The following is a 17,535-nucleotide window of genomic DNA, read 5'->3' as shown; positions in this document are numbered from 1 at the left end:
CGCCAGTCAGCGGTGGGTAATACGCCGGACGGACGGGAGTGGACCAGCGCGGCGTCGCGATTCCCGGGCCCCCGCCGGTCGCCGTACCCTTGTCACCGAGATGAGCACCGTCGCAGAGACCCCCGCCCGCACCTACGAGGTCAAGACCCACGGGTGCCAGATGAACGTCCACGACTCCGAGCGGCTCAGCGGCCTGCTGGAGGACGCCGGCTACGTCCGCGCGAGCGCCGACGAGCAGGCAGACGTCGTCGTCTTCAACACCTGCGCGGTCCGGGAGAACGCCGACAACAAGCTCTACGGCAACCTCGGCCACCTCGCGCCGGTGAAGGCGCAGAGGCCCGGCATGCAGATCGCCGTCGGCGGCTGCCTGGCGCAGAAGGACCGCGACACGATCACGAAGAGGGCGCCGTGGGTCGACGTCGTCTTCGGCACCCACAACATCGGCTCGCTGCCGGTGCTGCTCGAGCGGGCGCGGGTGCAGGAGGAGGCCCAGGTCGAGATCCTGGAGTCGCTGTCGGTCTTCCCCTCGACGCTGCCGACCAAGCGCGAGTCGGCGTACGCCGCCTGGGTGTCGATCTCGGTCGGGTGCAACAACACGTGCACGTTCTGCATCGTCCCGGCCCTGCGCGGCAAGGAGAAGGACCGCCGCCCCGGGGAGATCCTCGCCGAGGTCGAGGCGCTCGTCGCCGAGGGCGTCACCGAGGTCACCCTGCTCGGGCAGAACGTCAACGCGTACGGCGTCGAGTTCGGCGACCGCCAGGCCTTCTCCAAGCTGCTGCGCGCGTGCGGTGAGATCGAGGGCCTCGAGCGGGTGCGCTTCACCTCACCGCACCCCGCGGAGTTCACCGACGACGTCATCGAGGCGATGGCCGAGACGCCCAACGTGATGCCGTCGCTGCACATGCCCCTGCAGTCGGGCTCGGACAAGGTGCTGCGCGACATGCGCCGGTCCTACCGGCAGTCGAAGTACCTCGGGATCATCGAGCGCGTCCGCGCCGCGATCCCGGACGCCGCGATCACCACCGACATCATCGTGGGCTTCCCCGGCGAGACCGAGGAGGACTTCCAGGCCACCCTCGACGTCGTGCGTGCGGCCCGCTTCTCGGCCGCCTTCACCTTCCAGTACTCCAAGCGCCCCGGCACCCCCGCCGCCGTCCTCGAGGACCAGGTGCCCCCGGACGTGGTGAAGGACCGCTACCAGCGGCTCGTCGAGGTCGTCGAGGAGATCTCCTGGGCGGAGAACAAGGCGCTCGTCGGACGCACCGTCGAGCTGATGGTCGCCGAGGGCGAGGGCCGCAAGGACACCGCGACCAAGCGTCTGTCCGGCCGCGCGCCCGACAACCGGCTCGTCCACTTCGCCGCCGACTTCTCCGGTGTGGACGCCGACTCGGTCCGGCCCGGCGACATGGTGACCGTCGAGGTCACCTACGCCGCCCCGCACCACCTCGTCGCCGACTCACCCGTCCAGTCGGTGCGCCGCACCCGCGCGGGCGACGCCTGGGAGCGGCGTACGACCGCCCCGCCCGCCGCGGCCTCGGTCGGCCTCGGCATGCCGTCGGTCGGTGTGCCGGCGCCGCTCCCGCCCGCGGCGAACGCCTGCGGCTGAGACATAGCCGCTGGTCGAGGAGGCCGCGAAGCGGCCGTCACGAGACCCGACCTGGTGGCCGGGTCTCGTGACAGGCGCCAGGGCGCCTCCCTCGACCAGCGCGGGTCGACCAGCGAGGGTCGATCAGCGCAGGTAGCGGCGGTACTGGCGGGCCACCTCCGACGCCGAGGCGACGTCGTCGAGGAACACCAGGTCGTCCATGCGGCAGTTGCACGGGTTGCGCTCGGTGCCGTTCTGCGGGAACGAGCCACCGATCTTGATGCCGCGCGGGTTGGTCGCCGAGGTGCCGGTGCCGTCGACCTGCCAGGGGTCGTTGGTGGCGGTGTAGGACCCGTCCACCGGCTTGCCGTTGCGGTAGAGCGCCATCGACCCCTTCGCGAAGTCGAACGTCGCCGCGAGGTGCACCCACTCGTCGTCCGGCAGCAGCTCCTGCCACGGCTGGGAGGCCGCGTAGGTCCACGAGCTGCCGGTGTCGAGCCGCCGGCCGAGCGCGACCAGCTTGAGCTCGCCGTTGACGTTGATGAGCTCGAGCAGGGCGCGTACGCCGTGCCCGTCGGAGTTACCGGCCAGGACGCCGGCGAGGCCGATGGCGTTGTAGCCGGGCGTCGGGTTCTGCCCGGTCATCTTGAACCAGCCCATCACCGTCGTGCCCTTCGCGCTGGTGAAGCGCGAGAGCGAGGCCACTCCGTCGGCGTCGTTCTCGTAGGTGCCGGCCTTCCACGCCGTGCCCGTGGGCGACTCGGCCGCGCTGTGCACCTGCAGCGAGTTGTTCGAACCCGGACGGGCGCCGTCGTCGACGCGCATCCGGTCGCCGCCGTTGACGAGCCGGATCAGCGTGCGGCTCGGGCCCTGGTCCTCCTCGTAGGAGTCGTTGGCGGCGAAGGGGTGCTCGAAGTCGTACGACGCCACGACGGCGTCGCGCAGTGACGGCTCGACGTCGTCCGGCCACGGGGCACGCTTGGTCCCCACGACCTTCCAGATCGTGCCGTTGGCCTTGGCGAGCAGGTAGAGGCTGCGGTCCTCGTCGGTGCCGAAGCGCAGGTCGACGCGGCCGTCGCCGACGAAGTCGGTCATCCGCATCCGGGTGCCGGAGGTGTCGTAGAGCTGCAGCTCGCGCACGGTCGCCTCGCGGTCGGCCGCGCCCTCGGCGTCGTCGCGCATGTGGGCCTCGTGGGTGTAGAACACCTTGCCCTCGACGAGGTCGCCGAAGACGTACATGCCCTTGAGGCCCGGCAGGTCGCCGCGGTGGACGTGCCCGCCGGAGATGGCGTGGCCCGAGTCGGAGTTGCAGCTCCAGTTGGCCGGGGTGTCGTGCGCGTAGGACGCGACGGGGAAGTCGTATCCCTTGGCGGCCTGCTCCTCGGTCATCGGGTCGAGCCGGCACTGCGTCTCGTTCTGGTAGTCCAGGCGGGACTCGACGTCGGGCCAGCCGAAGTCGTCACCGGCGTCGACCTCGTAGACCGCCTCGATCGCCCGCTGGCCGATGTGGCCGAGGAACATGTCGTGCTTGCCCCCGGCGTCCCAGCTGAACCGGTGCGGGTCGCGCATGCCGATGGCGTAGATCTCGCCCAGGGCGCCGGCCTCGCCGACCCACGGGTTGCTCGGCGGGATGCCGTACTGCCCGTTGGGCCCGTTGGTCCCGGCCGGGTCGATCCGCAGGATCTTGCCGGCGGGGGTGTCGAGGTCCTGCGGGTCCGAGGCGCTCACGCCGTAGCCGCCGTCGCCGACCGCGAGGTAGAGCAGGCCGTAGTCCTCGTCCCCGGGCTCGGCGGTCGGGTTGAAGTCGATCTGCTGGATGGCGTGCGTCTGGCCGACGAAGCGGAAGCGGAAGAGCTCGCGGCTGGTGCCGCTGAAGGTGTCGGCGGCGGGGTCGTCGGCCGTCCACTCCGTGACCACGCTCTGCACCGCGCCGCTGCCGTTGGGCTGGCCCGGGTAGGTCTGCTCGCCGGGGGCGTTCGGCGTCTCGGTGTGGGTCGTGTAGAACTTCCCGTTGTCCTCGAACTCGGGGTGGAAGGTGACGAAGCCGAAGCCCGACCCGAGGCCGCGCCAGGCCATGAACTCCGGGAAGCGCGAGGCGACGTCGAGGTAGACCGACGGCTGCTTGTCCTCGAGCAGGTAGAGGTCACCGTTGAGGTCGGGGACGTAGAGGCGGCCCGACCCGTCCGGCACCTCACCGATGTAGTTGATCCGGTTGTGGCGGTCGCCGAGCCGGACGTCGGTCCACGGCCCGTTGGGCTCGGACGCGGGCAGCTGGGCGTACTCCTCGAGCACGAGGCCGAGGTTGGAGGGCTCCGGGTCGGGCGGGATCGGCGGAGCACCGGGCCCGGAGGCGTCCGTCGCCGTGGCCGACGTGGCCATGGGGGAGAGGGCCGCTGCCACCAGGGATGTGGTGACGGCAGTGACCCACCAGCGTGTCTTTCGCATGGGGCGGTCCCTACTGTTGAGGTGGTTGGAGACAGCTGCTGCCGCGGTTTCCTTGGCCGGGGCCGTGGCAGCCCTCGTCGGTCCCCCGACGAGAGTCGGGGGACCGATGGGGATCTAGGGACCGGTCACGGTGCAGCGGGTGCTGCGGTGCCGGTCGCGCGGAAGTGACGGGTACGGCCGAAGTTGTCGAACGAGCCGAAGCCGACCCGACCTCCCGTGAACGTCGTGTCGGTGGCCGTCATCAGCGGCTCGGCGGCGCCGTCGACCCACACCTCGATCTCGCCGGTGTCGGCGTCGTGGTCGACCCGGACGTCGTGCCACTCGGCGTCGGTGACCGCAGGTGGAGCACCCACGGAGCCGGTCCACTGGTCGTCGACGCGACGGCGGTCGGCGTTGTCGACGACGAAGATCCCGTTGTGGGGGTAGATCGTGTTGTCCTGCGAGAAGTGCGCGTAGTAGAAGCGCCTGGGGCCCTGGTAGTTCCAGATCACGATGACGTCGCGGTTGCTCACCGCCACCGACTCGTCGAGGCGCACCTCGGCGCGGACACTGGTGTCGGTGAGCTCGGGGCCCTTCGTCACGATGGCGTACTCGAACGGGCGCCGGACGCCGTCGTTCGGGTTCGTGCCGGGACGGGTGAGGACGAGCTCCTCGCCCTCGTAGGCCCACAGGTCGTCGGTGAGCGGGTCCCAGTGCTGGGGCGTGGCGGGCGCGACCACCCGCGTGGTGCGTACGGCGTCCGGTGCGGCCGCGGCCGCAGGGAGCGCGACCGGCCAGGCGAGGGCCGCGCCCGCGAGCAGGGCAGTGGTGGTCCGACGTCTGTTCATGTGGTCTGCCTTCCTTGTCCGAGAAATGAGGTGTGACGGCAGGTGCCCCGGCGGGCGGGGAACGGTCAGAGGTGCGGCTCCACCAGCTCGACGTAGCGGCGCGCGAGGGTGGCGACGACGTCGCGGCCGTCGGCGGCCCAGACGTCGGCGTTGAAGATCTCGACCTCGACGTCGCCGGTGTAGCCGGCGGCGGAGACGAGGGAGGTGAGGCGGGGGAAGTCGATGTGGCCGTCGCCCATCATCCCGCGCGACAGCAGCGCGTCGGGCGGCAGCGGGGTGATCCACTCGCAGACCTGGTAGGACGCGATGCGGTCGCCGGCGCGGGTGATCTGCTCCTCGACGCCCGGCTCCCACCACACGTGGAAGGTGTCGACCACCACGCCGACGGCCTCGACCGGCAGGGGGTCGGCGATGTCGAGCGCCTGCGCCAGCGTCGACACGACGCCGCGGTCGGCGGCGAAGATCGGGTGCATCGGCTCGATGGCGAGGCGAACGCCGACGTCGAGGGCGTGGGGGACCAGCGCCTCGATCGCCTCGGTCGCCCGGGCGCGTGCGCGCGGCAGGTCGCGGTCGCCCGCGGGCAGGCCGCCGGGCACCAGCACCAGGCAGGGCGCGCCGAGCGTCGCAGCCTCGTCGAGCGCGCGTCGGTTGTCGTCGTGCCGATCGGCCACCGACAGGTCGCCGGCACCGGTGAAGAAGCCGCCACGGCAGACCGAGGAGACGCGCAGGCCGGCGTCGGACACCATCCGGGCGGCGGCCTCGAGGCCGACGTCGGCCACCGGCTCGCGCCAGGCGCCGATGGCCGGGAGGCCCGCGGCGACGCAGCCCTCGACCGCCTCGCGCAGGCTCCACCCGTCGACGGTCTTCTGGTTGAGCGAGAGGCGGGCCAGCCGCGGGTCACCCGGGGCAGGGGTCTCGACGCGGGCGGGAGTCCCGGACGGCACGTCGAGCGCGGCGTCGACGGCGACCTCGGAGGCGGTCATCGGACGAGTCCCGCGCCGTCGAGCCACAACCGCATCCGGTGGGCCGCGAGCTCGGGGTCCGGCAGCAGCCGCGCCTCGTTCGCCAGCGCGAAGAGCCGGCCGAGGTGGACCACGCTGCGGGCGGCCTGCAGCCCGCCGACCATGGTGAAGCCCGGCTGGTGGCCGCAGAGCCACGACAGGAACGCGATGCCGGTCTTGTAGTAGTAGGTCGGCGCCTCGAACACGTGCCGCGACAGCGGGAGCGTCGGCGCCATCTCCGCGTCGTACGTCGCCAGGTCGCCCTCGTCGAGCGCGGCCAGCGCCGCGGAGGCGGCCGGCGTGATCGCGGCGAAGGCCCCGAGCAGGGCGTCGGAGTGGTGGGTGCCGTCCCCCTTGATCAGCTCGGGGTAGTTGAAGTCGTCGCCGGTGTAGAGGCGCACGCCCTCGGGCAGCTGCGCCCGCAGCCCGGTCTCGTGGTCGGCGGAGAGCAGCGAGACCTTGACCCCGTCGACCTTGTCGGTGTGCGCCCGGACCAGGTCGAGGAAGGTGGCCGTCGCGGTCGCGACGTCGGTCGAGCCCCAGTAGCCGCGCAGCTGGGGGTCGAACGCCTCGCCCAGCCAGTGCAGCACCACCGGCTCGCGCACCTGCTCGAGCAGCTCGGCGTAGACCGACAGGTAGTCGTCGGCGCTGGTCGCCGCGGCCGCCAGCTGGCGCGAGGCCATCAGGATGACCTGCGAGCCCGTGGACTCCACGAACCCGACCTGCTCGGCGTACGCCTTGCGCACCTCGTCGAGGGACGCACCCGCGGCGACGTGGTCGGTGCCGGCGCCCGACGCGATCCGGGCGTCGTAGTCACGGGCCTGCTCGGCCGACCGGCTCACCAGCTCCTGCACGGCCGGCCAGTCCAGGCCCATGTTGCGCTGGGCGGTGTCCATGGCCTCGGCGACACCGAAGCCGTAGCGGAACAGCTCGCGGCGGAAGGCGAGCGTGGCGTCCCAGTCGACGACCGCGGGGGCGCCGGGCACGTTCTCGCCGCGGGCGTCGGCGACCACGTGCGCCGCGGCGAAGGCGACCCGCTCCGCGAAGGGCTCGGGGTGCTCCTTCCACTGCCGCGGCTCGTGGAGGACGACCGTCTCCCACCCGCCGTCGGCGAGGGGGACGTCGACAGACCCGCTGGAGGTGAGCGTCATCGGAGGGCCACCCGGCGGCCCTCGCGGGACGAGGTCAGGCCGGCGTCGACGAGCTCGAGCCCGCGGACCCCGGCGGCGAAGTCGTAGTGGTGCGGCCGGCCAGCGTGCACGTCGAGCAGGAACTGCTCCCACTGCGCGCGGAAGCCGTTGCCGAAGACTTGGTTGTCGGGGATCTCGCGCCACTGGCCGCGGAAGTCCTCGGTCGTGGGCAGGTCGGGGTTCCACACCGGCATCGGCGTGGCCTCGCGCGGCTGGATGCGGCAGTTGAACAGACCGGCCACCGCGGAGCCGTGGGTGCCGTCGACCTGGAACTCCACGAGCTCCTTGCGCTCCACGCGCACCGCCCAGGACGAGTTGACCTGCGCGATGATGCCACCGGCCAGCTCGAAGATGGCGTACGCCGCGTCGTCGGCCGTTGCGTCGTACCGCTCGCCCTGCTCGTCCCAACGCTCCGGGATGTGGGTGACGGCCTTGGCGGTGACCGCCTCGACCGCGCCGAACAGGTTCTCCAGGACGTAGTTCCAGTGGCAGAACATGTCGAGGACCATCCCGCCACCGTCCTCGGCGCGGTAGTTCCAGCTCGGGCGCTGCGCGGGCAGGCCGTCGCCCTCGAACACCCAGTAGCCGAACTCGCCGCGCACCGACAGGATCCGGCCGAAGAAGCCGGAGTCGACGAGCCGCTTGAGCTTCATCAGCCCGGGCAGGTAGAGCTTGTCGTGCACGACGCCGTTGATGATGCCGCTCTTCTCCGCGGCGGCGACGAGCTCCTCGCCCTCCGCGACGGTCTCGGCGATCGGCTTCTCGGTGTAGACGTGCTTGCCGGCGGCGGCCGCCTTGAGGATGGCCTTCTTGCGCTCGCTCGTGACCTGCGCGTCGAAGTAGATCGGGGCGGGGTCTTCGGCCAGCGCGGTGTCGAGGTCGGTCGACCAGTCCGCGATCCGGTGCTGGTCGGCGAGGCGGGCCAGCTTGTCGGCGTTGCGGCCGAGGAGCACCGGCTCCACCTGCAGCCGCGTGCCGTCGGGCATCGGGATGCCGCCGTCGTCGCGGATCGCGAGGATCGAGCGCAGCAGGTGCTGGCGGTATCCCATCCGGCCGGTCACGCCGTTCATCAGGATGCGATAGGTCTGGTCAGGCATGGAGGTTCCTCACGTGAGGTCAGTCGGATGGGAGTACGTCAGGTGGTGGGCGCCGCTGTGGGACGCCCTCCGAGGTAGAGCTCGGCGAGCTGTGGGTCACGCAGCAGCTCGTCGGCCGGGCCGGAGATGTGGACGCGGCCCAGGTCGAGCACGCAGCCGAGGTCGGCGGTCTCGAGCGCGCGGCGCGCGTTCTGCTCGACGAGCAGCACCGCGGTGCCGGCGTCGCGCATCCGGACGACCTGCTCGAAGACCGTGCCGGTGGCCTTGGGGTCCAGGCCCATCGACGGCTCGTCGAGGAGGACCACGCGAGGGCTGACCATGAGCGAGCGGGCGAACTCCACCTGCTTCTGCTGGCCGCCCGACAGCGCGCCGGCCAGTGCGGACCAGCGCTCGGCGACGACCGGGAAGAGCGTCTTGACGAAGTCGATGCGGTCGTTGACCTCGCCCTTGTCCTTGACGGTGAACGCGCCGAGGCGGACGTTCTCCTCGACGGTCATCTCACGGAAGACGCTGTGGCCCTGCAGGACGTGGGAGAGCCCGGCCCCGAGCATCTGCTGCGGCGAGTTCTTCGTGACGTCCTTGCCGGCCACCCGGATGGTGCCGGAGCGGGGCGTCAGCATGCCGCTGGCGACCTTGAGGACGGTGGACTTGCCGGCGCCGTTGGGGCCGACGAGGCACACGACGGTGGCCGGCGGGACCTTGACGGTGAGGCCACGGAGCACGAGCGCCGCGCGGCCGTAGCCGGCCTCGACGTCGTCGAGCTCGAGGAGGTACTCCTGCGACTTGTCGGGCGTGCTGGCGTCAGATGCCAAGGTAGGCCTCCAGGACTCGGGGGTCGCTCTGCACGACCGCAGGGGTGCCCTCGCAGATGGGGCGGCCGCGGTCGAAGACCACGACGTGGTCGGAGAGGCCCATGACCAGCTCCATGTTGTGCTCGACGACGATGAACGTCTTGCCCTCGGCGTTGAGCGAGCGGACCAGGTTCGCGATCCGGTCGATGAGGGCGGGGTTCACCCCGCCCGCCGGCTCGTCGAGCATGATCGTGTCGGGGTCGGCCATCAGCACGCCGGCGAGCTCGAGCAGCTTCTGCTGGCCGTAGGAGATGTCGCGGGCCAGCGAGTGCTCGAGGTGCTCGATGCCGACGCGGGCCAGGAGGCCGCGGGCGCGGTCGAGCTCCTCGGCGTTGCGGGCGGAGGCGAGCTGGCGGCGCAGGGACGTCGACCGGACGGCGACGAGCATGTTCTCCATGACCGTCATACGGGGGAAGACCCGGCACAGCTGGAAGCTGCGGCCCACCCCGGCCCGCGCGATCTTGTGCGGTGCCTTGCCGGTGATGTCGGCGCCCCGGTAGCTCACCGTGCCCTCGTCGGGCCGGTTCATCCCCGTGACGCAGTTGAAGAAGGTCGTCTTGCCGGAGCCGTTGGGGCCGATCAGCGCGTTGACCTTGCCGTGCTGGAAGGTGACGGTCGCCCCGTCGACGGCGGTCACGCCGCCGTATCGCTTGGTCAGGCCGACGGTCGCCAGGCTGGCCGTCCGGGCCGGTGCTGCTGCGGTCGTGCTCATGAGCGGGCTCCTTCGGTGACGGCGGTGTCGGCCCGCTGGTCGGCCTGCGCTGCCTCGGGATCCGACGTCGTACGCCGCTGCTCGGCGAGCTCGGCCTGGCTGACCTCGCGGATCGAGGTCTTCTGCGGCCGGAAGCGGTCGACCAGGTTGGTGACGGCCGGGATGATCCCGTCCGGCATGAAGAGGACGACGAGTCCGAGCAGCAGGCCCATCGCGACGAGGTGGAACTGGGTGTCGCCGTACTGGTTCTTGAAGTACTCCACCGCGTAGCCCACGATCACCGCGCCGAGCAGCGGGCCGAAGAGGCTCCGGATGCCGCCGAGCAGGCTCATCAGCACCATGTAGGAGCCGACCAGGATCGAGAACTGGAAGATCGGGTCGAGGAAGCCGAACCACAGGGCGTAGAGCCCGCCGCCGAGGGCGGTGAAGAACGCCGAGACGACGAAGGCGATGAGCTTGTACGTGAAGGTCGGCACGCCGAGCGCCTGCGCCTTGTCCTCGTCCTCGCGGATCGCCTTGAGGCCGGTGCCGAAGCGCGAGCGGTCGATGAGCCACCACACCAGGAGGGCGACGGCCAGCAGGGCGGCGTGCAGGTAGAAGAACCGCTCGTGCTGCTCGGGTCGCAGGACCTCCGGGCCGAAGGGCCGCGGGACGCGCAGGCCGTTGGAGCCGCCGGTGAACGAGCCCCACGACTGGAAGACCAGCAGCAGGATCAGCACGAGGGCGATCGAGACGATCACGAACGACGCGCCGCGCACCCGGAGGCTGGCGATGCCGATCGGCACGGCGAGCACGGCGACCACCAGGCCGGCGAGCAGCATGCCGAGCCACGGGTTGATGCCGGTGTGGATGATCAGCAGTCCGGTGGCGTAGCCGCCGAGGCCGGAGTACGCCGCGTGGCCGAGCGAGATGTAGCCGGTGAACCCGCCGACGAAGTTCCACGAGGTCGCCAGCACGGCGTAGCTCATGATCACGACGCCCACCGAGAGGATGAACGGGTTCGCAGCCACGGACGGGAAGGACAGGACGGCGGCGGCGAGGACCACCAGGCCGACTGCCTTGAGGAGCACCGACCCGCGCGAGCGGCGGTCGGTCACGGTCACGGTGTCAGAAGCGCTGGGCAAGACGACCTCCGAAGAATCCCTGCGGCCGCACCATCAAGGTGGCGAACAACGCGATGTAGAAGAACGTCTGGGCCCACGTCGTCCCGAGCGGGATCTGGAGCAGGGCCTGGCCCATGCCCAGCACCATCGCGGCGATGGCTGCGCCGGGGATGCTGCCCAGGCCGCCGACGACGATGATCGCCATCAGCGGGCCGATCCAGTGCCAGTGGAGCGAGGGGTAGAACGTCGAGTCGAGGGCGAGCGCCGTACCGCCGACGGCGGCGGTGGCGAGGCCGAGGCCGAAGCCGTAGCCGGCGACCCGCTCGGTGTTGATGCCGATCAGGCGGGCCGCCTCCGGGTGCTGGATGGTGGCGCGCAGCGACTGGCCGAACTGCGTCTTCTTCATGAGGAGGAAGAGCGCCGCCAGGGAGACGACGGCCAGACCGAACGCGATCAGCTTGACCACCGCGACGTTGGCGCCGAGGATCTCGAGGCTCGCGCCGCCGTAGTCGAGCCGGATGCGTCGCTGGGTGCCGCTGAAGACGAAGCCGAGCATGCCTTCGATCACCAGGGCGATGGAGAAGGTGAGCAGCACCGACATCATCGTCAGCGTCGCCGGTCGGAGCCGGCTGATCAGCGCCCGCTGCATGAACACGCCCATCCCGAAGAACAGGGGCACGGTCACCAGGAGGGAGAACAGCGGGTCGATCCCGGTCTGGTTGGTGAACCACCAGGCGAGGTACGCCGCGAGGATGAGGAACGCCGAGTGGGCGATCATCACCACGCGCATCACGCCGAAGTAGAGGGTGAGGCCCGCCGCCAGGAGGGCGTAGAGCCCTCCCAGCAGCACGCCGAGCACCAGGCTCTGGACGAACAGGGACATCGGGGAACCTAACGGTAGGAAGCGTCGGTCAGTCGGTCGGTCGGGCGGGCGCTGGGGTCACCACCGCGGCTTCTCGACGATGAGGTCGGCCTCCTTGGCCTCCTCGGGCAGGACGATGCGGATGTTCCCGTCGACGTACTGCTGGATGAGGTGCGCGCCCTGCGGGCGGCCCTCGGCGTCCCACGTCAGCGGGCCGACGACGGTCTCGACCTCGTTCTCCCGCAGCCAGTCGATGAGCTGCCCCTGGCACTCGGGGTCGGGGCTGGCGCACTCGACGGCCTCGACGGCGGCGGCCACGACCTGGCCGGTGGTCCAGGCGTTGGCCTCGTCCTCGGCCGGCGGGTTGCCGTGCGTCTCGGTGTAGAAGTCGACGAACTCCTTGTTGGTGGGGAACGTCGCCTCGGGCGTGTAGCCGGTCGGGGAGATGATCCCCTCGGTCTTGTCGCCGATCGCCTCCGGGAACTCCGGGTTGGTCGGCGCGGTCGAGAAGGCCGCCATCTTCGGCTGGTAGTTGAGCTGCTGGAGGGCGACGATCATGTTGACCGCGTCCTGGTACTGGGTGCCGCCCACCACGACGTCGGCGTCGCTGTCGGCGACCTTCGCGGCGATGGAGCCGAAGTCGGTGGTGTTGGGCGGGTAGACCTCGTCGACGACCGTCTCGACGCCCATCTCCTCGAGCCGGTTCTTCAGGCCGTAGGCCGTGCCCATGGCGAACGGGTCGTCCATCGCGGCGTAGGCAGCCGTCTTCGGCCGCTCGGCCTCGGGCATCGCCTCGATGGCGTCGGCGAGGTAGTCGTAGTGGTCGTCGGCCACCGCGGGAGCGGCGTAGAAGAGGTTGTCGAAGCCTTGGGTGAAGACCTCCTCGGCGGCGCCGGCCGGCTCCACGAAGAGGAAGCCGTAGTCCTGGGCCACCTGGGCCGCCGGGACGACGAGACGGGTGGAGAACGGACCGAAGACCAGGTCCACCCCGTCCTGGTTGATGAGCTTCTCGTAGTCGGCGGCGACGCGGTCGGCGTTGGACTGGTCGTCCAGGATCGTGAGCTCGACGTCGCGGCCCAGCAGACCGCCGTTCTCGTTGACGTAGTCGGCCCAGGCCTCGTAGCCGCGCTGCACGCCCTTGCCGGGCTCGGAGAAGTCGCCGGTCAGGGGGAGCGAGATGCCGATCTTGATCGGACCGTCGCCCTCCTCGCCGGAGTCGCTCTCGGCACCGGAGCTCATGCAGCTGGTCAGTGCGAGGCAGGAGACCACGGCGAGTCCGGCGACGCGGTGGGGGGTCTTGACCTTCATGTCACTCCTCGTGTCCAATGCGTAAGCGCTTTCGTAAGCGCTTTCGGCTACTGTGGCACGAGCGCCGAGGATGTGGCAAGGGTCACATCGCAATTTGGCCGGACAGGGACAGGAGGGCGAGGGGATGCCCAAGGGGATGCCGTCGAGCCCGAGGTTGCAGGACGTGGCCGAGGCCGCGGGCGTGTCGATCGCGACGGCCTCGCGCAGCCTCTCGGGTGCGCCGGGGGTCAGCGAGGGCGTCGCGGAGCGGGTGCGCGCGCAGGCCCGCGCCATGGGGTACGTCGTCAACCTCCACGCGCGCAGCCTGGCCGGCGGTGCCACCCGGTCCGTGGGGCTCGTGGTGCACGAGATCGGCGACCCCTACTTCTCCGAGATCGCCAGCGGCGTGCTCGGGGTCGGAGCGCGGGAGGGGCTCACCGTCCAGATCTGCCACACCGGGCGCGACCCGGAGCGGGAGCTCGAGCAGCTGCGGATGCTCGTCGCCAACCGCGTCGGCGCGATCATCGTCGCCGGCTCGGGCCTCGTCGACGCCTCGGTGCAGGCCCCGGCGAAGGCGGAGCTCCAGGCGTTCCAGCGCGCAGGTGGGCGGGTCGCCGTCATCGGCCGCCACCACCTCGGCGTCGACGCGGTGCTGCCCGACAACATCCCCGGCGCCCGGGCGGTCGCCGAGCACGTGCTCGCGCTCGGCCACCGCCGCATCGCCGTGGCCAGCGGGTCCCGCCAGCTCACCACGGTCGCCGACCGGCTCGCCGGGATCGAGCAGGCCTGCACCGCGGCCGGACTGGACTTCTCCGACGTCCCGGTGGTCGAGGCCGACTTCACGCGGGCGGGCGGCAAGGACGCCGCCGAGCGGATCCTGGACGAGCACCCGGGCATCACCGCCGTGCTGGCCCTCAACGACGACATGGCCATCGGCATCCTCTCCACGCTGCGCGCGCGGGGTGTGTCCGTGCCGGGCCAGGTGTCCGTCACCGGCTTCGACGACGTCGCGGTGGCGGGCGACCTCGCGCCGTCGCTCACGACGGTCCGCCTGCCGATGTCGGAGATGGGGGAGCAGGCCCTGCTCCTCGCCCTCAAGGACCCCGGAGCCCGTCCCCGTCGCCGTACGGTCGGCGCCGAGCTGGTGGTCCGCGACTCGACCGGGCGACCGCCCGCATGAGCGCGGTGCGCAGCCCGCGCGTGCTCGTCGCTCCCGACAAGTTCAAGGGCTCCCTGTCGGCCCCGCTGGTCGCCGAGGCCGTCGCGGCCGGCCTGAGTCGGGTGCTGCCCGGGGCCGACGTCGACTGCGTGCCCGTCGCCGACGGTGGTGACGGGACGCTGGACGCGGCCGTGGCGAGCGGGTTCGAGCGGGTCCCCGTCACCGCGTCCGGGCCGACCGGCGAGCCGGTCGAGACCGCCTACGCGCGACGCGGCACCACCGCCGTGATCGAGATGGCCGACGTGTGCGGCCTCGTGCGGCTGCCCGGCGGGACGCCCGCCCCGCTGACGGCCTCCAGCCGTGGCCTCGGCGAGGTCATGGCGTACGCCCTCGACGCCGGGTGCCGCGACCTCGTCGTCGGGATCGGCGGCAGCGCCAGCACCGACGGCGGGCTCGGCATGCTCGGCGCCCTGGGCGCGAAGGACGACGGCGACCGGCTCCTGCTCGACGGCCTCCACCCGGCGCTCGCGGACTCCCGGGTGGTCGTGGCGTGCGACGTCGACAACCCGTTGACCGGTCCCGACGGGGCCGCACCGGTCTACGCACCCCAGAAGGGGGCGAGCAGCGACGACGTCGCCCGGCTGGACACGCGCCTGGTCCGCTGGGCCGACCGGGTCGCGGCCGCGACCGGCGCCGACCGCCGCGACGAGCCTGGTGCGGGAGCCGCCGGCGGAGTCGGGTTCGGGCTGGTCGCGATGCTGGGTGCAGAGCTGCGCCCGGGTATCGCGCTGATGCTCGACCTGCTCGGCTTCGACGACCGGGTCCGCGGGGCGGCCCTGGTCGTCACCGGTGAGGGCTCGCTCGACGCGCAGAGCCTGCGCGGCAAGGCGCCGGTCGGCGTCTCGGCGGCAGCCGGGCGGGCGGGTGCGCCCGTGGTGGCCGTCTGCGGTCGCAACCTCCTGCCGGCGGACCGGCTCGCCGCGGCCGGCATCCGGGCGGCGTACGCCCTGACCGACGTCGAGCCCGACGTCGACACCTGCCTCCGCGAGCCCGCCCGGCTCCTCGCCGACCTCGGCGAGCGCATCGCCCGCGACCACCTGGCCTGAGGTCGCCTGCTGTGGGAGTCACCGGACATCCGGTGACTCCCTCGCGAGCGTGGAAGATCCGTGCCACCTGGTGACTCGGATGCTCCACGATCTCGTCGTCCACAGATCGCCGTCCGGCGGTCGCGACGGCCCGCCGCGGGCAGCAGGGTGGACGGATGACCGACCTCGAGGCTCTTCTGGCTGCCCAGGACGGCGTGGTCTCCCGGGCGCAGGCGATGTCTCTCGGCCTGCTGCCCCATGACGTACGTCGACTGGTCCGGCGGCGCGAGCTCGGCCCGCTCCTTCCCGGTGTCTACCTCTCGCACACCGGCGACCCCACCTGGGTGCAGCGTGCATGGGGTGCGGTCCTAGCGTGCGCAAGCCCGCGAGGCCTCGCCGGGGCGGACCTCGGCGCCGCACTCGGCGGCAGCTCCGCGATGCGCGCTGCGGATGGCCCGGGCCGCGCCGACGCCCACGACGGTTCGATCGAGGTCGTGGTCCCGAGGTCGCGGCGCGTCGTCGCGCCGGCCGGGGTGCGGGTGACGCGCACGTTCAGCCTCGACGAGCGCGTCCACTGGAACCTGGGCCCACCGCGCCTGCGCTACGACGAGGCTGCGCTCGACGTCGCCCTCGGCACGACAGGCGACTTCGCCGCCGTCGGAGCGGTCGCTCGGGCGGTGCAGGGCCGGCACACCACCGCCGTACGCATGCAGCAGGCGTTGGCGTCGCGGACCCGCGCGCCCCGGCGGTTCTTCCTCGAGGCGGTGCTCGCCGACGTCGCCCGCGGCACCTGCTCGGTGCTCGAGCACGCGTTCCTCACCGGGATCGAGCAGCCGCACGGCCTGCCGCGCGCGCAGAGGCAGGTCCGCGCCGGGACCGCGACGGGGATCGTCTACCGCGATGCGGTCTATGGGGAACGGCTCATCGAGCTGGACGGCCGGTTGTGGCACGACACCGCCGAGCAACGCGACCGGGACTTCGAACGAGACCTCGACGCGGCGGTGGAGGGGCGCGACACCGTACGACTCACGTGGGGCCAGGTGGTCGGCCGTCCCTGCTCGACCGCGGCCAAGCTGTCGCTGCTCCTCGAGCGGGACGGGTGGCCGCCCGGCAGGCCCTGCGGTGTCGGCTGCGCACTGACCGCTGTTGCGTGATCGTGGAGGGTCCGAGCCACCAGGTGACCCGGATCGCCCACGTTGTTGTCGGAGTCCCCGCTCGAGCGGGGACTCCGACAGGAAAGCAGCGGTCAGGCGGGGGGCTCGGGCGAGCCGTCCTCGGCCTCCTGCCCGGCGGAGGGCGCGTCGTCGGAACCGGAGTCGGACTCCCCGCGCGGGGTGTCGGACTCCTTGTCCTCGGCCTCGCCCTCGGGCGCCTGGGACTTCTCGTCCGGCTCGGCGATCTCGTCGGGCAGCACGTCGTCGACGGCGGGGTTGTCGTCGGGGTTCAGGTCACGCGCGAGGCCCGAGTCGGCGGGATCCCCCTCCAGCGCGTCGACGCCGCCTGCCACCAGCTGCGGCTCCTCGGCATACGGCTCGGGCATGGGGCTCAGTTCTTCGTTGCTCATCGGTTCCCTCCCTTGTTGTCGGGCGATCCTGCCTCGGCCCTCACGGTCGGACCACCCCCGCCCGGGGGTGCGTCCCACCCGAAGGTGAGGTAGCCGGTCCCGGAGAAGAGGTGGGCGAGGGCGTGCGCCTCGTGCGGCACCATCGGCGCGGGGAGCGCGTCGAGCGCGAACCACCCGAGCTCGGCAGCCTTCTCGGTCTCGACGATCCGCGGCTCCCCGGTCCACGAGCGGGCCGTGAAGAACCAGTCGACCCGCTCCTCGATCGGCGGCCCGAACTGGCTGCGCTGCATCGTCAGCACGAACTCCAGCGACAGGTCGGTGATGCCGAGCTCCTCCAGCGCCTCGCGGCGCGCGGCGTCGTACGCCGTCTCGCCGGGCTCGACGTGCCCGGCGGCCGCGGCCGCCCAGTGGTCGGGCATGTAGGGGACCGGGCCCCGTCGCTGGAGCAGCACCTCCGTGCCGTCGGCCCCGTTGCGCAGCAGGTAGACGTAGGACGCCGGGACGAGGGCGAAGCGGTCGGTCACGCGGCCACCGTAGGGGGCGGTCAGCGGGTGGTGCCGGGCGGGATGTCGTCGTTCTTGCCGTCGAGGTTGTCGAGGGCGTCGCGCGCCTTGCCGGTCGCCTGCTCGATCTTGTCGGCGTGCTTGCCGCCGGTCTTCTCGTTGACCACGCTGCCGGCCTTGTCGATGCCCTGCGCGATCTTGTCGCCGTGCTGGTCGACCGCGTCGGTGAGCGCGGCCTTCGCCTTGTCCAGGAAGCTCATGCCT

Annotated in this window: 17 protein-coding genes; 4 read left to right on the top strand and 13 right to left on the bottom strand. The window is 71.8% G+C overall.

Going from position 1 to position 17,535, the window contains the following annotated elements; all coding sequences use genetic code 11:
• Positions 1-100 precede the first annotated feature (100 nt).
• Positions 101-1,606: a tRNA (N6-isopentenyl adenosine(37)-C2)-methylthiotransferase MiaB gene (gene miaB / locus AC3A3L_RS13475; RefSeq protein WP_487640542.1), complete on the top strand. Its 1,506-nt coding sequence runs from the start codon at positions 101-103 to the stop codon at positions 1,604-1,606.
• A 123-nt stretch (positions 1,607-1,729) separates the two neighbouring features.
• Here miaB and AC3A3L_RS13470 read toward each other — a convergent pair whose 3' ends face one another.
• The 10 genes from AC3A3L_RS13470 to AC3A3L_RS13425 all read right to left on the bottom strand — a co-directional run bounded on the left by AC3A3L_RS13470 (position 1,730) and on the right by AC3A3L_RS13425 (position 12,981).
• The gene (locus tag AC3A3L_RS13470; protein WP_487640541.1) at positions 1,730-4,030 is read right to left on the bottom strand and encodes a PQQ-dependent sugar dehydrogenase; all 2,301 of its coding nucleotides are present in this window, start codon (positions 4,028-4,030) and stop codon (positions 1,730-1,732) included.
• A gap of 125 nt (positions 4,031-4,155) precedes the next feature.
• On the bottom strand, positions 4,156-4,857 hold the full coding sequence (locus tag AC3A3L_RS13465) for a hypothetical protein (RefSeq protein ID WP_487640540.1): 702 nt from the start codon (positions 4,855-4,857) through the stop codon (positions 4,156-4,158).
• 65 nt (positions 4,858-4,922) lie between these two features.
• Positions 4,923-5,840: a sugar phosphate isomerase/epimerase family protein gene (locus AC3A3L_RS13460; RefSeq protein ID WP_487640539.1), complete on the bottom strand. Its 918-nt coding sequence runs from the start codon at positions 5,838-5,840 to the stop codon at positions 4,923-4,925.
• Positions 5,837-7,009, bottom strand: coding sequence for a dihydrodipicolinate synthase family protein (locus AC3A3L_RS13455; protein WP_487640538.1), 1,173 nt, complete (start codon positions 7,007-7,009; stop codon positions 5,837-5,839). Before AC3A3L_RS13455 ends, AC3A3L_RS13460 begins: the two co-directional genes overlap by 4 nt.
• Positions 7,006-8,145, bottom strand: coding sequence for a Gfo/Idh/MocA family protein (locus AC3A3L_RS13450; RefSeq protein ID WP_487640537.1), 1,140 nt, complete (start codon positions 8,143-8,145; stop codon positions 7,006-7,008). The genes AC3A3L_RS13455 and AC3A3L_RS13450 overlap by 4 nt, the downstream gene beginning before the upstream one ends.
• Before the next feature lie 38 nt (positions 8,146-8,183).
• A complete protein-coding gene (locus AC3A3L_RS13445; protein WP_487640536.1) occupies positions 8,184-8,957 on the bottom strand; it encodes an ABC transporter ATP-binding protein in 774 nt (257 codons plus the stop codon).
• Positions 8,947-9,708 (bottom strand): ABC transporter ATP-binding protein, encoded by a 762-nt coding sequence (locus AC3A3L_RS13440; protein WP_487640535.1) that lies wholly within the window; start codon positions 9,706-9,708, stop codon positions 8,947-8,949. Before AC3A3L_RS13440 ends, AC3A3L_RS13445 begins: the two co-directional genes overlap by 11 nt.
• On the bottom strand, positions 9,705-10,805 hold the full coding sequence (locus tag AC3A3L_RS13435; protein WP_487640534.1) for a branched-chain amino acid ABC transporter permease: 1,101 nt from the start codon (positions 10,803-10,805) through the stop codon (positions 9,705-9,707). Before AC3A3L_RS13435 ends, AC3A3L_RS13440 begins: the two co-directional genes overlap by 4 nt.
• A 10-nt stretch (positions 10,806-10,815) precedes the next feature.
• Positions 10,816-11,694 carry a branched-chain amino acid ABC transporter permease gene (locus AC3A3L_RS13430; protein ID WP_487640533.1) on the bottom strand — a complete coding sequence of 293 codons (879 nt, stop codon included), beginning with the start codon at positions 11,692-11,694 and terminating at the stop codon, positions 10,816-10,818.
• A 57-nt stretch (positions 11,695-11,751) separates the two neighbouring features.
• A complete protein-coding gene (locus AC3A3L_RS13425; protein ID WP_487640532.1) occupies positions 11,752-12,981 on the bottom strand; it encodes an amino acid ABC transporter substrate-binding protein in 1,230 nt (409 codons plus the stop codon).
• 163 nt (positions 12,982-13,144) lie between these two features.
• On the opposite strand from AC3A3L_RS13425, the gene AC3A3L_RS13420 reads away from it, so the two are divergent.
• From AC3A3L_RS13420 to AC3A3L_RS13410, 3 genes are all read left to right on the top strand, one after another.
• Positions 13,145-14,140: a LacI family DNA-binding transcriptional regulator gene (locus AC3A3L_RS13420; protein WP_487640531.1), complete on the top strand. Its 996-nt coding sequence runs from the start codon at positions 13,145-13,147 to the stop codon at positions 14,138-14,140.
• The gene (locus tag AC3A3L_RS13415; RefSeq protein ID WP_487640530.1) at positions 14,137-15,225 is read left to right on the top strand and encodes a glycerate kinase; all 1,089 of its coding nucleotides are present in this window, start codon (positions 14,137-14,139) and stop codon (positions 15,223-15,225) included. Before AC3A3L_RS13420 ends, AC3A3L_RS13415 begins: the two co-directional genes overlap by 4 nt.
• A 155-nt stretch (positions 15,226-15,380) precedes the next feature.
• Complete coding sequence (locus AC3A3L_RS13410; RefSeq protein WP_487640529.1) at positions 15,381-16,358, top strand: hypothetical protein; 978 nt, start codon at positions 15,381-15,383, stop codon at positions 16,356-16,358.
• Positions 16,359-16,450: 92 nt separating this feature from the next.
• Here the strand turns inward: AC3A3L_RS13410 and AC3A3L_RS13405 are convergent, their stop codons facing one another.
• From AC3A3L_RS13405 to AC3A3L_RS13395, 3 genes are read right to left on the bottom strand one after another with little or no spacing between them, the layout of a single operon-like run.
• Positions 16,451-16,768: a hypothetical protein gene (locus AC3A3L_RS13405; RefSeq protein ID WP_487640528.1), complete on the bottom strand. Its 318-nt coding sequence runs from the start codon at positions 16,766-16,768 to the stop codon at positions 16,451-16,453.
• Entirely contained in the window at positions 16,765-17,292 is a 528-nt protein-coding gene (locus tag AC3A3L_RS13400) for an NUDIX hydrolase (RefSeq protein ID WP_487640527.1), read from the bottom strand. The genes AC3A3L_RS13405 and AC3A3L_RS13400 overlap by 4 nt, the downstream gene beginning before the upstream one ends.
• 20 nt (positions 17,293-17,312) lie before the next feature.
• Positions 17,313-17,531: an antitoxin gene (locus AC3A3L_RS13395; RefSeq protein WP_487640526.1), complete on the bottom strand. Its 219-nt coding sequence runs from the start codon at positions 17,529-17,531 to the stop codon at positions 17,313-17,315.
• Between the last annotated feature and the right edge of the window lie 4 nt (positions 17,532-17,535).

The sequence above is a fragment of the Nocardioides sp. Soil_C_8 genome, assembly GCF_057656315.1.
The sequence above is the reverse complement of the archived record's forward strand: the minus strand, read 5'-3'. Positions and strand labels throughout refer to the sequence as shown.